Source organism: Novosphingobium nitrogenifigens DSM 19370 (genome assembly GCF_000192575.1).
GTDB lineage: Bacteria > Pseudomonadota > Alphaproteobacteria > Sphingomonadales > Sphingomonadaceae > Novosphingobium > Novosphingobium nitrogenifigens.
Window position 1 is genome coordinate 1 of sequence record NZ_GL876946.1, and the last position, 1,866, is coordinate 1,866.

At 66.2% G+C, this 1,866-nt stretch carries 1 protein-coding gene; it reads right to left on the reverse strand.

Going from position 1 to position 1,866, the window contains the following annotated elements; all coding sequences use genetic code 11:
- Nucleotides 1-1,866: 1-deoxy-D-xylulose-5-phosphate synthase (gene dxs / locus Y88_RS18685; RefSeq protein WP_040702696.1), on the reverse strand; the 1,866-nt coding region annotated here is incomplete at both ends.

Consider the following 1,866-nt stretch of genomic DNA (forward strand, 5'->3'; position numbering starts at 1 on the left):
GCCTTGAGGACGGTATCGACGATGTGCGGGGCATTGAGGCCGGCTTCGTCGTACTGGCGATCGGGGCTGTCGTGGTCCTGGAACAGGTCGGGCAGGCGCATGGTGCGGATCTTGAGGCCCGCATCGGTCAGACCTTCGTCGCTGGCCATGGTCAGGACATGGGCACCCAGACCGCCGATCGAGCCTTCCTCGATCGTGACCACCACTTCATGCGTGACGGCGAGGCGTCGGATCAGCTCTTCATCGAGCGGCTTGACGAAGCGCAAGTCGGCGACCGTCGTCGAAAGCCCCTTGGCGTCGAGCTGATCGGCGGCCTTGAGCGCTTCGGCCAGACGCGTGCCGAGCGAGAGGATCGCCACCTTGCTGCCTTCGCGAACGACGCGGCCCTTGCCGATTTCCAGCGCCTGGGGAACTTCGGGCAGAGCCACGCCCACGCCGTTGCCGCGCGGATAGCGGAACGCGATCGGCCCGCTGTCGTGCAGCGCGGCAGTGTGGGTCATGTGCACCAGTTCCGCCTCGTCGGCGGCGGCCATGACGACCATGTTGGGCAGGCTGGCCAGATAGGTGATGTCGAACGTGCCGGCGTGGGTCGCCCCGTCGGCCCCGACCAGACCCGCACGGTCGATCGCGAAACGCACCGGCAGGTTCTGGATCGCGACGTCGTGCACGACCTGGTCATAGGCGCGCTGCAGGAACGTCGAATAGATGGCGCAGAACGGGCGCATCCCTTGCGCGGCAAGTCCCGCGGCAAAAGTCACCGCGTGCTGTTCGGCAATGCCGACGTCGAACGAGCGTTCCGGGAACATCTGCGCGAACTTGTCGAGCCCGGTGCCCGAAGGCATCGCGGCAGTGATCGCGCAGATGGTGGGATCGCGTTCCGCCTCGGCGATCAGCGCCTTGGCAAAGACGTTGGTATAGCTGGGCGGACCGGCAGGCGCCTTGACCTGTTCGCCGGTGACGACGTTGAACTTCTGCACGCCGTGGTACTTGTCGGCCGCCTGTTCGGCCGGGGCATAGCCCTTGCCCTTTTGCGTCACGACATGGACGAGGCAGGGCCCTTGCGCCGCATCGCGCACGTTTTCGAGCACCGGGATCAGCTGGTCGAGATTGTGACCGTCGATCGGCCCCACGTAATAGAAGCCCAGTTCCTCGAACAGGGTGCCGCCCATGGCCATGCCGCGGGCGAATTCGTCGGTCTTGCGCGCAGCCTGGTGCAGCGGGCGGGGCAAGTGCTGGGCCATGCGGCGGGCCAGATCGCGCAGTTCGAGGAACGGACGCGAAGAGACCAGCCGGGCCAGATAGGCCGACAGCCCGCCCACCGGCGGCGCGATCGACATGTCGTTGTCGTTGAGAATGACGACCAGACGGTTCCCGGCCGCTTCGGCGTTGTTCATCGCCTCATAGGCCATGCCCGCGCTCATCGAGCCATCGCCGATCACCGCGATGCCCTTGCCCGGGCGACCGGCGATCTTGTTGGCCATGGCAAAGCCCAGCGCCGCCGAAATCGACGTCGAGGAATGCGCGGCCCCGAACGGGTCGTATTCGCTCTCGCTGCGCTTGGTGAAGCCCGAAAGCCCCCCGCCCTGGCGCAAGGTGCGGATGCGCGAACGCCGCCCGGTCAGGATCTTGTGCGGATAGGCCTGATGCCCCACGTCCCAGATCAGACGATCCTCGGGCGTGTTGAACACATAGTGCAGAGCCGTCGTCAGCTCCACCACGCCAAGACCGGAACCCAGATGGCCCCCCGTCTGACCCACCACGGAGATCATCTCCGTCCGCAATTCCTCCGCAAGCTGCGGAAGCTGCGAGGGCGATAGCTTGCGAAGGTCGGCAGGCGTGTCGACCGTGTCGAGAAGCGGCGTAGCC